13 protein-coding genes are annotated in these 12,702 nt (G+C 69.6%); 10 read left to right on the forward strand and 3 right to left on the reverse strand.

From position 1 onward, the window contains the following. Positions 1-22: 22 nt before the first annotated feature. Together AXZ95_RS15505 and AXZ95_RS15510 are read right to left on the reverse strand one after the other, a co-directional pair. On the reverse strand, positions 23-391 hold the full coding sequence (locus AXZ95_RS15505; protein WP_018191881.1) for an MGMT family protein: 369 nt from the start codon (positions 389-391) through the stop codon (positions 23-25). Then, entirely contained in the window at positions 375-827 is a 453-nt protein-coding gene (locus tag AXZ95_RS15510) for a GNAT family N-acetyltransferase (RefSeq protein WP_026307266.1), read from the reverse strand. Before AXZ95_RS15510 ends, AXZ95_RS15505 begins: the two co-directional genes overlap by 17 nt. A 146-nt stretch (positions 828-973) precedes the next feature. Here AXZ95_RS15510 and AXZ95_RS15515 point away from each other — a divergent pair, with 146 nt between their 5' ends. After that, positions 974-2,188, forward strand: coding sequence for an NADP-dependent isocitrate dehydrogenase (locus AXZ95_RS15515; protein WP_018191879.1), 1,215 nt, complete (start codon positions 974-976; stop codon positions 2,186-2,188). An 86-nt stretch (positions 2,189-2,274) separates the two neighbouring features. Here the strand turns inward: AXZ95_RS15515 and AXZ95_RS15520 are convergent, their stop codons facing one another. Further along, positions 2,275-3,066: a glucose 1-dehydrogenase gene (locus tag AXZ95_RS15520; protein ID WP_018191878.1), complete on the reverse strand. Its 792-nt coding sequence runs from the start codon at positions 3,064-3,066 to the stop codon at positions 2,275-2,277. A 175-nt stretch (positions 3,067-3,241) separates the two neighbouring features. On the opposite strand from AXZ95_RS15520, the gene AXZ95_RS15525 reads away from it, so the two are divergent. The 9 genes from AXZ95_RS15525 to nagB all read left to right on the forward strand — a co-directional run bounded on the left by AXZ95_RS15525 (position 3,242) and on the right by nagB (position 12,601). Further along, positions 3,242-3,769 (forward strand): carbonic anhydrase, encoded by a 528-nt coding sequence (locus AXZ95_RS15525; RefSeq protein WP_018191877.1) that lies wholly within the window; start codon positions 3,242-3,244, stop codon positions 3,767-3,769. A gap of 17 nt (positions 3,770-3,786) precedes the next feature. Continuing rightward, positions 3,787-4,710: an alpha/beta hydrolase gene (locus AXZ95_RS15530; protein ID WP_018191876.1), complete on the forward strand. Its 924-nt coding sequence runs from the start codon at positions 3,787-3,789 to the stop codon at positions 4,708-4,710. A 78-nt stretch (positions 4,711-4,788) separates the two neighbouring features. Next, positions 4,789-5,973, forward strand: coding sequence for an ROK family transcriptional regulator (locus AXZ95_RS15535; protein WP_018191875.1), 1,185 nt, complete (start codon positions 4,789-4,791; stop codon positions 5,971-5,973). A gap of 81 nt (positions 5,974-6,054) precedes the next feature. Further along, complete coding sequence (locus tag AXZ95_RS15540) at positions 6,055-7,404, forward strand: extracellular solute-binding protein (protein WP_018191874.1); 1,350 nt, start codon at positions 6,055-6,057, stop codon at positions 7,402-7,404. 92 nt (positions 7,405-7,496) lie between these two features. After that, entirely contained in the window at positions 7,497-8,453 is a 957-nt protein-coding gene (locus tag AXZ95_RS15545) for a sugar ABC transporter permease (protein WP_018191873.1), read from the forward strand. Beyond that, on the forward strand, positions 8,450-9,343 hold the full coding sequence (locus AXZ95_RS15550; protein WP_018191872.1) for a carbohydrate ABC transporter permease: 894 nt from the start codon (positions 8,450-8,452) through the stop codon (positions 9,341-9,343). The genes AXZ95_RS15545 and AXZ95_RS15550 overlap by 4 nt, the downstream gene beginning before the upstream one ends. Beyond that, positions 9,340-10,923: a glycoside hydrolase family 3 protein gene (locus AXZ95_RS15555; RefSeq protein WP_018191871.1), complete on the forward strand. Its 1,584-nt coding sequence runs from the start codon at positions 9,340-9,342 to the stop codon at positions 10,921-10,923. Before AXZ95_RS15550 ends, AXZ95_RS15555 begins: the two co-directional genes overlap by 4 nt. Next, positions 10,920-11,816 (forward strand): ROK family protein, encoded by an 897-nt coding sequence (locus AXZ95_RS15560; protein ID WP_018191870.1) that lies wholly within the window; start codon positions 10,920-10,922, stop codon positions 11,814-11,816. Before AXZ95_RS15555 ends, AXZ95_RS15560 begins: the two co-directional genes overlap by 4 nt. Then, complete coding sequence (nagB, locus tag AXZ95_RS15565; protein WP_018191869.1) at positions 11,816-12,601, forward strand: glucosamine-6-phosphate deaminase; 786 nt, start codon at positions 11,816-11,818, stop codon at positions 12,599-12,601. Before AXZ95_RS15560 ends, nagB begins: the two co-directional genes overlap by 1 nt. Positions 12,602-12,702 lie beyond the last annotated feature (101 nt).

The following is a 12,702-nucleotide window of genomic DNA, read 5'->3' on the forward strand; positions in this document are numbered from 1 at the left end:
GAACACTACGGAACTGAGTGGTTCATCGGTCGGAGGGATGATTCCGCGCGTCGTCGAGGCGGGCCGCCCGTAAATCTACCCGGTACGGCGTCTTTCCGCCGCCCAGCAGGGGAGTGCCCTCCGCGCGGTAGTGCTGCAGCGCGATGTGCTCGTGGCCCGCGGCGGGGTGCCCGCTGGCCCGCACGACCCGCCACCACGGCACGTCCGAGCCGTAGTACGCCATGACCTGGCCGACCATCCGGGCCGCACGCGAACCCAGTGTCGCCGCCACATCCCCGTAGGTCATGACGAGCCCGGGTGGGATCGCATCCACGACCTCGAGCACCCGCTCGACGAAGGATGCGCTCGCCGCGTCCTCCTGGTCGGGTTCCCGGTCAGAGATCGAGGGCACCGATCGTCTCGCCGTACTGGGTCTCGCCGACCGGCTGGAAGCCGCTGCGCAGGAAGAACTGCTCCGGCCCGAGCTCGCCCGATTCCCAGATCACGTAGAGGCGCTGGTGTCCGCGCGCACGCGCCTCGTCGGCGAGGGCCCGCACGGCGAACGTCCCGATGCCGCGACCCTGGTCGTCGGCGTCGACGTTGATGCGCCAGAGGATCGCCTTGAACTCCTCGTGCTCGGCGTTCGGGTCGAAGTTGCCCATGATGAAGCCGACCACCTCGTCGCCGTCGAGCACGACGCGCTGCCACGAGGTGTTCGGGTCGGCGACCGCGGCCGCGGCCGAGTAGGAGACCGGAGCGATGAACTGCTCCTGGCCCGGCTTCAGCGTGAGCGCGTTCGCCGCCACAACGGTCCGCGCGCTCAACTCTTCCAGTCTCAACTCAGCCATGACGAAAGGGTAACGTGCGCGGGTGACCGGGGCATAGTCGCGCCGCACCCGACGATCAGCCGAGAGAAAATGTCTCGATGTCAAGATAGTTGTCGCGCTCGGGTAAGCTGTCGTCGGCGTAAAACGGCAGACACCCCAGGAGAACCATGGACAAGATCAAGGTTGACGGAACGGTCGTCGAACTCGACGGCGACGAGATGACACGCATCATCTGGAAGGCCATCAAAGACTCTCTCATCCACCCGTACCTCGATGTGAACCTCGAGTACTACGACCTCGGCATCCAGAAGCGCGACGAGACCGACGACCAGATCACGATCGACGCGGCCCACGCCATTCAGAAGCACGGCGTCGGCGTGAAGTGCGCGACCATCACGCCCGACGAGGCGCGCGTCGAGGAGTTCGGCCTGAAGAAGATGTGGAAGAGCCCGAACGGCACGATCCGCAACATCCTCGGCGGCGTCGTCTTCCGTGAGCCGATCATCATCTCCAACATCCCGCGACTGGTCCCCGGCTGGAACAAGCCGATCGTCATCGGCCGTCACGCCTTCGGCGACCAGTACCGCGCCACCGACTTCACGTTCGACGGCCCGGGCACCCTCACGATGAGCTTCCAGCCGGCCGACGGCGGCGAGGCCCAGTCCTTCGAGATCTACCAGGCGCCCGGCGCCGGTGTCGCGATGGGCATGTACAACCAGGACGCGTCCATCCGCGACTTCGCGCGCGCGTCGTTCAACTACGGCCTCGACCGTCAGTACCCGGTGTACCTGTCGACCAAGAACACGATCCTGAAGGCCTACGACGGCCGCTTCAAGGACCTGTTCCAGGAGGTCTTCGACACCGAGTACAAGGAGAAGTTCGACGCGGCCGGCCTCACCTACGAGCACCGCCTCATCGACGACATGGTCGCCTCCAGCCTCAAGTGGGAGGGCGGCTACGTCTGGGCCTGCAAGAACTACGACGGCGACGTGCAGTCCGACACCGTCGCGCAGGGCTTCGGGTCGCTCGGCCTGATGACCTCGGTGCTGACCACGCCGGATGGCTCGGTCGTCGAGGCGGAGGCCGCACACGGCACGGTGACGCGCCACTACCGCCAGTACCAGCAGGGCAAGCCGACCTCGACGAACCCGATCGCCTCGATCTTCGCCTGGACGCGCGGCCTCGCGCACCGCGGCAAGCTCGACGGCAACCAGGACCTCATCGACTTCACGCACACCCTCGAGGACGTCGTCGTGAAGACGGTCGAGGAGGGCAAGATGACGAAGGACCTCGCGCTCCTCGTCGGCCCGGAGCAGAAGTTCCTCACCACGGAGGAGTTCCTGGACGCCATCAGCGAGAACCTGAAGGCGCGCCTGGGCTGATCCCTCTCGGACACATTCGTGCCGAATGTGCGCTATCGCGACGCGAGAACGCACATTCGGCACGAATCGTTAAAGGCGCTCACGGGTCAGCGGGCGGTCCAGCCGCCGTCGATCGCGAGGGTCTGGCCGGTGATGAGGGAGGCGGACGGGGACGCCAGGAACGCGACCGCGCCGGAGACCTCGCGCGGCTCGCCGATGCGGTGGAGCGCGGCGATGCGCTCGACGGTGTCGGCCCGGAAGGCGTCGTCCGAGAGCGCGGCGGACGTGCCGTCGGTCTCGATGAAGGTCGGCGCAACGGCGTTGACGCGGATGCTGTACTCTCCCCATTCGACGGCCAGGCAGCGCGTCAGGTGGACGACGGCGGCCTTCGCCGCGCAATAGGACGCCTCGCCGGGCAGCGCCACGAGCCCGGCCTGCGACGCGACGTTCACGATCGCGCCGCCTCCGTTCTCCCGCATGCTCTTCGCGACGTGCTGCGACAGGAAGAACGTCGAGCGCGTGTTGAGCTGCCAGACGTGGTCGAAGTCGTCCTCGGTGACCTCGAAGGCGGGGGAGTCGATCCCGCCACCGGCGTTGTTGACGAGGATGCCGATCGGACCGCCCTCCTCCGTCACCGCGTCGATGGCCGCGCGGCAGGCGTCCAGATCGAGCACATCCATCCGGATCGCCACCGCGTCGACGCCGAACACGCGCAGCTCGTCGACCAGCCCGGCCGAGCCGCCGGGGTCGCGGACGCCGAGCACGACGTCGGCGCCCTGGCCGGCCAGTTCGAGCGCGATCTCACGGCCGAGGCCGCGGCTGGCGGCGGTGACGAGGGCGCGTGAACCGGTGAGCGCGAACGGGGCGCGGGTGGATGCGGTGGGGGCTTCTGTGACCATGGGGGGAGCCTAGCCCGGGCCGCGGCGCGAACCCCTCACCCGCCGCGGGCCTGCGTCGGAGGTTGGCGGGAAACCCCCGCGCGGCACGGCGACCGGCGGTCGTATCGTGGCCACCGCACGCCCCGGCGAGCCGTCGCATCCGGACGTGACCCTCACGACAGAAGGAGCTGCGACCATGAGCATCACCGACGACGCGCTGCGCGCAAACGCCACTCTCGCCGGCGACTACGACCCGGCGGGCGCGGGACCACCGGCGCCGAAGATCGCCATCGTCACCTGCGCCGACCCCCGCTTGAGCGGGGTGGTGCGGCTGATGGGGCTCGCGGACGCCGACGTCGACCTCATCCGCAATGTCGGGACGGTGATCGACGACGACGCGATGCGGTCGCTCATCGTCTCGACGCGGATGCTGGGAACGCGCGAGATCCTCGTCATCAATCACGACGACTGCGGCCTCTCGCGCTTCTCGGGCGACGACCTCGTCGAGCGCCTGCGGGCCGAGACCGGACGCTATCCGATCGCGCCAGCGCAGTTCTTCACGTTCACGGACGCCGAGCGGAACACGCGGGAGCAGGTGCTCAAGGTCCGCTCGCACCCGTGGATCTCGCCAGACGTCCCGGTGCGCGGCTTCGTCTTCGGCGTCCGCACGGGTCGGTTGACCGAGGTGCTCGTCGAGGACCCCGTCGTTCCCGCGGCGAGCTGACGGGGTCGAGGGTCGACGTGCCGAGCACGGAGATGGAGGCCGCCCTGGCGGTCATGCGCGCCCGGCAGCGCGCCGCCGCAGCCGCTGTCGAGGCGGGCCGGGCGGAACCGACCCCGGACGAGGCGCGCGCCTCCTTCGTGCCGGGCGACACCCTCCACCCTCTTCCCGCTGACGTGCGGGTCACTGACGTGGATGCAGGCGGAGTGGCGGCCCATTGGCTGGATGTCCCCGGCGGGAACCGGACGAGCGTTCTCGTGTTCCTCCACGGCGGGGGATTCCAGCTCGGGTCCCTCGCGAGCGACGGGGAGCTCGCCGCCAGACTCGGCCGGGCGGCGGGGATGCGCGTCCTCTTCGTCGACTATCGGCTGGCACCGGAGCACCCGTTCCCTGCGGCGCTCGACGACGTCCGCACCGCGTGGGAGTGGCTCTGCGTCGCTCACGGCTCGCCTCCGATGTCTGTCGCATTCGCCGGGGACTCCGCGGGCGGGGGACTCGCGCTCTCGACCCTGGTCGCGGCGCGCGATGCCGGCGAGCCGCTGCCCGCTGCCGTCGTGCTGATGTCGCCGACGGTCGATCTGACCGGCTCCGGAGAGTCGATGCGGGACCGTGTCGCCGAGGATCCGGTCTCGACGCCGCAGCTTCTCGCCCGCCTGGCCGCCGACTATCTCGGCGGTGTGGATCCGCGCACGCCGGCCGCCTCGCCCCTGTTCGCATCGCTGGCGGGGCTTCCTCCCCTCCACATCGAGGTGGGGACCGCCGATCTGCTGCTGAGCGACGCGGAGCGGCTCGCCGCAGCGGCGACCGCCGCGGGGGTCGAGGTGCAGCTGGTGGTGGGGCAGGGACTCCCGCACGTGTTCCCGCTCCTGCTCGGGACGCCCGAGGCTCAGGATGCGACGGAGCGCATCGCCCGATTCGTCCGCGAGCGGGTGGGAGGGCACTGAGCGTCCGGTCGCATCGCCGGTGTAACAACTTCGTTTCGTCTCTTGCAATTCATTTGTTCGTAAGCTTTACTAACAAACATGACGACGACCGAGGTGCAGGGAAGCGCCGGGGGACTGACCCCGGGGCGGGCACTCCGGCCGCGCGCCAAGGTGCTCCCCGAGCACGCTCGCAGCCACAACCGGTCGCTCGTGCTCCAGACCCTGTATCGGGATGGTCAGCGCAGTCGCGCAGACCTCGCCCGGGAGACGGGGCTCACCCGGGTGACGGTCTCCGACCTGGTCGCCGAGCTGCTCGCCGAAGGGCTCGTCATCGAGCTGGGCCAGCGGGAGTCGGCGCGACCCGGCAAGCCGGCCGTCCTCCTCGACATCGACCGCGCGGCGCACCAGATCATCGGAGTGGACCTCAGTGACCACGACCGTTTCCGCGGCGCGGTCATGGACCTGGACGGGCGCATCCTGGCCAGGGCAGAGGTCATGCTCGCGGACGGCGAGGGCGGCGAATCCGCCACCGGCGAGTCCGCAGCCGCCAAGGTCGACGCCCTGGTCGACCGGCTGGTCGCCGCCACCACCGCACCCGTCCTCGGGATGGGCGTGGGCTCACCCGGTGTCGTCGACCTGACCGGCACCATCCTGACGGCGCCGAACCTCGGCTGGGACGACCTCCCGCTGCAGCAACGCCTCGCGGCACGCACGGGTCTGCCCGTCGTCGTCGCCAACGACGCCAACGCCGCAGCGCTCGCCGAGCACACGTACGGCGGAGCAGCGGGCGACATGATGCTCATCCGCGTCGGCCACGGTATCGGCGCAGGCCTCCTCGTCGCCGGCGCGCTCGTCTACGGCAGCCACTTCGCGGCGGGCGAGATCGGGCAGGTCATGGTCGGGACCGACCTGGGCCTCGAGACCACGTACAACCGCGACCAGGTGCTCGAGCACTGGCTCAGCGTCCCGCAACTGCAGCGCGGCATCCGCGAGGCAGAGGCCGCCGGCGTCGACGCGACGCCGATCCTCCGCGAGGCGGGGCAGCGGCTCGGCATCGCCCTCGCGCCCGTCGTCGGCGCGCTCAACCTGTCGGAGATCGTGCTCAGCGGCCCGACCGAACTGCTCGACGGCCCCCTCGCCGAGGCGACCGTCCACACGCTCCGGAACCGGACCATGGCCCAGAACCATGCCGACCTGTCCCTCCGGATGACCACGCAGGGGCAGGACATCGTCCTCCGCGGCGCGGCCGTACTCGTCCTCTCCGGACAACTCGGGGTCTCTTAACACAGCACCACCCGAACCACGACCCCTGCACCGACGGTGTGCTGCACCTGCAGCCACTGACCACTACGAAAGGAACCAGCAATGAAGAGAAAGCTCGTCGGCCTCGCCGCTGTGGCAACAGCTTCCGCTCTCGTGCTCGCCGGATGCGCCTCGGGAGGCTCGACCGCCGCGAGCACCGACGGCAAGGGCAAGACGGTCACCCTGTGGCTCGTCGGCTCCGACACCCCGGACAAGCTCCGCGACTACCTCAAGACGGAGTTCAACAAGGAGACCGGAGCGACCCTCAAGATCGAGCAGCAGGACTGGGGAGACATCGTCACCAAGCTCACCACGGCCCTCCCGGACGCCAACAACACGCCCGATGTGACCGAGATGGGCAACACCCAGTCGCCCACCTTCACCAACGTCGGCGCCTTCCTCGACATCTCCGACATGTACAAGGACCTCGGCGGGAGCGACCTGCTGCAGTCCTTCGTCGAGGCCGGAAAGGTCGACGGCAAGAACTACACGCTGCCCTACTACTTCGGGTCGCGCTACATGTTCTACCGCAAGGACATCTACCAGGCCGCCGGGGTCAGCGTCCCCACGACGCTGGACCAGTTCAACACGAACGTGGCCGACATCACGGCGAAGAACCCGAAGGGGATCAACAACTTCTCCGGCTTCTTCCTCGGTGGCCAGGACTGGCGCGACGGCATCTCCTGGATCTTCGCCAACGGCGGGGACATCGCCAAGAAGGACGGCGACAAGTGGAAGGCCACCCTCGAGTCGGAGGAGTCGCTGAAGGGCCTCCAGCAGCTCCAGGACCTGTACAAGAACGCATCCAAGGCGCCGAACGACGCCAAGGACTCGAACCAGTACATCTACCTCAACGACACCGACCAGACGGTCGACGCCGACGGCAACAAGACCGGTGACACCTCCCTCGCGGCGGCCACCATCATGGCTCCGGGATGGGCGCACTGGTCGATCGGCGACCTCGGGAAGGGCGACGACGGCAAGCCGACGCGCACCTGGAACGACGCCACATTCGGCACCTTCGTGCTCCCGGGCAACGACGGCAAGCCGGCCCCCGTGTTCGCGGGCGGCTCCAACATCGGCATTTCGGCGAAGACCAAGGAGCCGGGGCTGTCGAAGACCCTCCTGAAGATCATCTTCTCCAAGGAGTACCAGGAGATGCTCGGCAAGAACGGCCTGGGCCCGGCGAACGAGAAGTACACCTCCTCGCTCGGCGACGACCAGTTCGCGAAGGCGCTCATCGAGTCGGCATCCAACTCGAAGCTGACTCCGGCCGCACCCGGCTGGGCCTCGGTCGAGGCGGCCAACGTGATGGAGGAGTTCTTCTCCAAGATCCGTGACGCGTCCGACCTGAAGGCGCTCGCGCAGGAGTACGACAAGAAGATCGACGCGCTGCTCAACGTCAAGAGCTAGCGCTCAGCGATCGGCGAGGGCGCGGAGGCACCCCTTCCGCGCCCTCGTCGCTGCCCTCAGACTGACTCCGCAACACAGAAAGGAGGACGCCCGTGACCGCCACCGAGGACACCCGCCTCGCCCTCGCGACACCACCGGCACCGGCGCGGGACGCACCGCGCCGCCGCCGAGGGAAGTTCACGCCGTACTCCCTGCTGCTCCCGGCCATCCTCATCCTGCTCGTCGCGCTCGGCTACCCGATCGTGTGGCAGCTGATCACGTCGATGCAGCACTTCGGACTCGCCCAGCAGTTCGGCAAACCGGCCGAGTTCGTCTGGTTCGAGAACTACATCACGCTCTTCTCCGACGGTTACACCTGGGTCGTCGTCGGCCGTTCGATCGCCTTCTGCCTGGTCACCGCCTTCGTCACGGTCGTCATCGGCGTCGGGATGGCGCTGCTGATGAACGCGGTCAACAAGGTCGTGCGCATCATCCTGCAGGTCTCCCTGCTGCTCGCCTGGGCGATGCCGGTCGTCGCGGCCATGACGGTCTGGAACTGGCTGTTCGACTGGCGCCGCGGCGTCGTCAACTACGTGCTCACCTCGTGGGGGCTCGACTTCCAGGACCACAACTGGCTGCAGAACCCGCTCTCCTTCTTCTTCGTCGCGATGGTGATCGTGACGTGGATGAGCGTGCCCTTCGTCGCGTTCTCCGTCTATGCCGGGCTGACCCAGGTCTCCACGGAGGTCGTCGAGGCCGCGCAGATGGACGGCGCGCGGGGATGGCAGCGGCTGCGCTACATCATCCTGCCGATCATCCGGCCCGTGCTCGGCATCGTCCTGCTGCTGCAGATCATCTGGGACCTGCGCGTCTTCGCGCAGATCAAGCTGCTGCAAGACAAGGGCTCCATCGCCAGCGAGACCAACCTGCTCGGCACCTACATCTACCAGCTCGGCGTCGGCTCGAGCGACTTCGCGATGGCGAGCGCCGTCAGCGTCTTCGTGCTCGTGCTCACCGTCGCGCTCAGCTGGTTCTACGTGCGCTCCCTGCTCAAGGAGGACGAATCGTGACCACCGCGACCTCGACCCGGCCCGCTGCCGTCACGGCGCGGCCCCGGACCCGCCGGCGCATCCGCGCCTCCCGCGTGCTGCTCGGCGCGCTCGGCATCGTGCTCGCCCTGGTGTGGGTGTTCCCGGTGTACTGGATGGTGAACTCGTCGCTGCTGCCGAACGTCATCCTGCAGAACACCACGCCGACGTGGCTGCCGTTCGGCGGATCCTTCGACAACTTCTCCGCGGTCGTCGAGGGCGGGACGTTCTTCCCGGCCCTCGGGATGAGCGTCGCGGTCGCCCTCATCACCGTGGTGTGCTGCCTGGCGTTCGCGTTCCTGGCCGCGCTCGCGATCAGCCGGTTCAAGTTCCGCGGGCGTCGCTCGTTCGTGCTCGCCGTGCTGCTGATCCAGATGCTCCCGGCCGAGGGGCTGTTCATCGCCCAGTACAAGCTGATGGGCACCCTGGGCCTGCTCAACACGGTCGTCGGGGTCAGCATCCTCTACATCGCCGCCGTCGTGCCCTTCACGATCTGGATGCTGCGCGGCTTCGTCGCCGGCATCCCCGCCGACCTCGAAGAGGCCGCCATGGTGGACGGCCTCAGCCGGACGCAGGCGTTCCTGCGGATCACCTTCCCGCTCCTCGCCCCTGGGCTGGTCGCCTCCGGCGTCTACGCCTTCCTGCAGGCCTGGAACGAGTTCACGGTGGCGCTCGTCATCCTCCCGCAGTCGAGCAGCGCGACCCTCCCGCTGTGGCTGCGCGGGTTCGTGCAGCAGTCCGCGTCGCGGGCGACCGACTGGGGGCAGGTCATGGCCGCCTCCACGCTCGTGGCGGTGCCGGTCATCATCTTCTTCCTCATCGTGCAGGGCCGGATGACCAGCGGCCTGGTCAGCGGGGCGGTGAAGGGGTGAGCGGCGCGTCCGTCGCCCACACCGCCGTCGCCGATCCGGACCTCCGCCGCAGCATCGCGGCGACGCTGCTGCCCGGGTTCGTCGGGACGACGCTGCCCGCATGGCTCGAGGAGCGCCTGCGCGGCGGCCTCGGCGGCGTGTGCCTGTTCGGGCAGAACATCGCCACCGCGGAGCAGCTGCGCGCGCTGACCGACGCGATCTACGCGGCCAACCCGGATGCGGTGGTCGCGATCGACGAAGAGGGAGGCGACGTCACCCGGCTGTACTACGGGAGCGGTTCGCCCTACCCGGGGAACGCCATCCTGGGCCGCCTCGGCGATGCCGGCTACACCGAGCGCGTGGCGCACCGGGTCGGCCAGGAGCTGCGGCGCGCGGGCGTGAACCTCGACTTCGCCCCGGACATCGACATCAACTCCAACCCGGACAACCCGGTGATCGGCGTGCGGAGCTTCGGCTCGACGCCCGAGGTGGTCGCCGAGCACGGCGCCGCCTGGACCCGCGGGCTGCAGTCCGCCGGCGTCGCGGTCGCCGCCAAGCACTTCCCCGGGCACGGCGACACGGGCACCGATTCTCACCTCGAACTGCCCGTCGTCGACCTGTCGCCGCAGCAGCTGCGCGAGCGGGAGCTCGTCCCGTTCCGCGCCGTGATCGACGCGGGCGCCCGGGCGGTCATGACGTCGCACATCCTGCTCCCGCAGCTGGATGCGGTGCACCCGGCCACGCTCAGCCCCGCGATCATCGAGGGGATGCTGCGCGGCGAGCTCGGCTTCGACGGCGTCGTCGTCAGCGACGCGCTCGATATGCAGGGCGCCAGCGGTGAGCGCGGCATCCCGGAGGCGGCCGTGCTGGCGCTCGCCGCCGGCTGCGACCTGCTGTGCATCGGCACCGAGAACACCGACGAGGAACTCGCCGCGATCGAGCAGGCCATCGCCGACGCCGTTGCGGCGGGCCGCCTCCCCGCAGCCCGCATCTCCGCCGCGGCCGCCCGCGTCCGCGCCCTCGCCCGCTCCCTCCCGCCCGCTCCGCCCACCGTCGAGTCCGCGAATTTTGCACACGACGCGCCGGATGATCGTGCAAAGTGTGCGGACTCGACGGCGGGACAGAGCCAGGTGCGGGAGGCGGATGTCGCGGCGGCGGAGCGCGCGTTCGACGTGAGCGAGCACGCGCGCGAGTGGCTGCGGGAGAACGGCGGCGGACGGTACTCGGTCGTCCGCATCGACACGGTCGCCAACATCGCGGTCGGGACGGCGCCCTGGGGGCCGTTCTCGGAGGTCGAGGCCGACCCCGGAACCGCATGGGCCGCAGCATTCACCGCCAACCCGGCGGTCGTCTTCACCGAGAACGACCACCCCGACCTGGTGCTCGCCGCGCAGTCCCCGGTGCTCGTCATCGGCAAGGACAACCACCGGCACCCCTTCGCCCGAGCTGCCATCGACCGGCTGCGCGCCGAACGTGAGCGCGTGCTGGTCGTCGACATGGGCTGGCCCAGTGACGACCGCGCGTACGCCGACATCGCGACCTTCGGCGCCTCCCGCCTGGTCGGTCGCGCCCTCCTCGAACTGCTCGGACGCAGAACGTGAGGCTCGGGATCGACATCGGCGGCACCAAGACCGACGCGGTCGCCGTCGATGAACTCGGCGCGCTCACCCAGCGGGTGCGCCTGGCGACCGGATTCGGACATGACGCCGTCGTCGAGACCGCCGTGGCCGCCGTGTCGCGCATCGGCGAGCTGACCGGCCTCGCACCGGGCGGCTTCCAGTCGATCGGGATCGGCGTGCCCGGGATGGTCGACACCGTCTCCGGACAGGTCGCACACGCGGTCAACCTGGGGCTCGAGCAGCTGGAGCTCGGCGGGATGCTCGCCGGCCGCCTCGGCGTCGGCGTCCGTGTCGAGAACGACGTGAAGGCCGCCGCCCTCGGCGCGTACCACCTGCTCGGCCTGACCGGCACGATGGCGTTCCTCAACCTCGGGACCGGGATGGCCGCCGGCATCGTCGTCGACGGACGGCTCTGGCGCGGGAGCACGGGCATCGCCGGCGAGATCGGACATCTGCCCGTCGACCCGCAGGGAGCGCTCTGCGCCTGCGGTCAGCGCGGCTGCCTGGAGACCGTCGCGAGCGGATCGGGCGTCGCCCGCCAGTGGCCGACCGACGACCCGCTGCCGGTGCGCGCAGTGTTCGCCGCGGCGGACGACGGCGACCCCGCTGCCCGAGCGATCACGGCTAGGCTGGCTGCGGGCATCGCCTCAGCGGTGCGCGTCCTCGTGCTCACCGTCGATGTCGGCACCGTCGTCATCGGCGGCGGTCTGAGCCACCTGGGGAAGCGCCTGCTCGACGACGTCCACGAGGTGCTGCACGACTGGGAGCGCACGTCGCCGTTCCTGGCGTCGCTCGACCTGCCCGGGAGGGTGCGCCTCGTTCCCGAAGGCACCCCCGTCGCCGCGCTGGGCGCGGCACTCGTAGGAGAGAACTGATGGCCGAAATCGTCGTCGTCCGCGACCAGGACGCCGCGGGCGAGCTCGCCGCGCGCAGCATCCTCGATCTGATCGCCGCCAAGCCCGATGCGGTGCTGGGCCTCGCGACCGGGTCCACCCCGCTGGCGGTCTACCGGGCGCTCGAGCGCGGCATCCACGAGCGCGGTGTGGATGTGTCCCACGTGCGCGGGTACGCGCTCGACGAGTACGTGGGGCTGCCGGCCGGGCATCCCGAGTCGTACCGTGCGGTGATCACGCGCGAGGTCGTCGAGCCGCTCGGGCTGACGCCGTCGCTCATCCACGTGCCCAACGGGTCGCTCGACGGCATCGAGCACGCCGGAGCCGACTACGAGAAGGCGATCGCCGAGTCGGGGGGAGTGGATGTGCAGCTCCTCGGCATCGGGACCGACGGCCACATCGGGTTCAACGAGCCCGGCTCGTCGTTCGCGTCGGTGACCCGCGTGAAGACGCTGACCGAGCAGACCCGCAAGGACAACGCCCGCTTCTTCGCGTCGGAGGACGACGTGCCGATGCACTGCATCACGCAGGGGCTGTCGACGATCCTGCGCGCGCGGCATCTGATGCTGCTGGCGTTCGGCGAGGGCAAGGCGGAGGCCCTGGCGGGTGCGGTGGAGGGTCCGGTGTCGGCCTCGAACCCGGGCTCGGCCATCCAGCTGCACCCGCACGTGACGGTCCTCGTGGACGAGCCGGCGGCCTCCCGCCTGCGCAACCTCGACTACTACCGCTACGCCTACGCGAACAAGCCCTCCTGGCAGACCCTCTGACCCGTCCTCACCCGCACCCACCCACCGTCGAGTCCGCACAAACTGCACACGAAACACCGCCGGCGCGTGCAAAGTTCGCGTACTCGACGGCAGGGGAGTTG

It is taken from the genome of Leifsonia sp. 115AMFTsu3.1 (genome assembly GCF_004362795.1).
GTDB lineage: Bacteria > Actinomycetota > Actinomycetes > Actinomycetales > Microbacteriaceae > Leifsonia.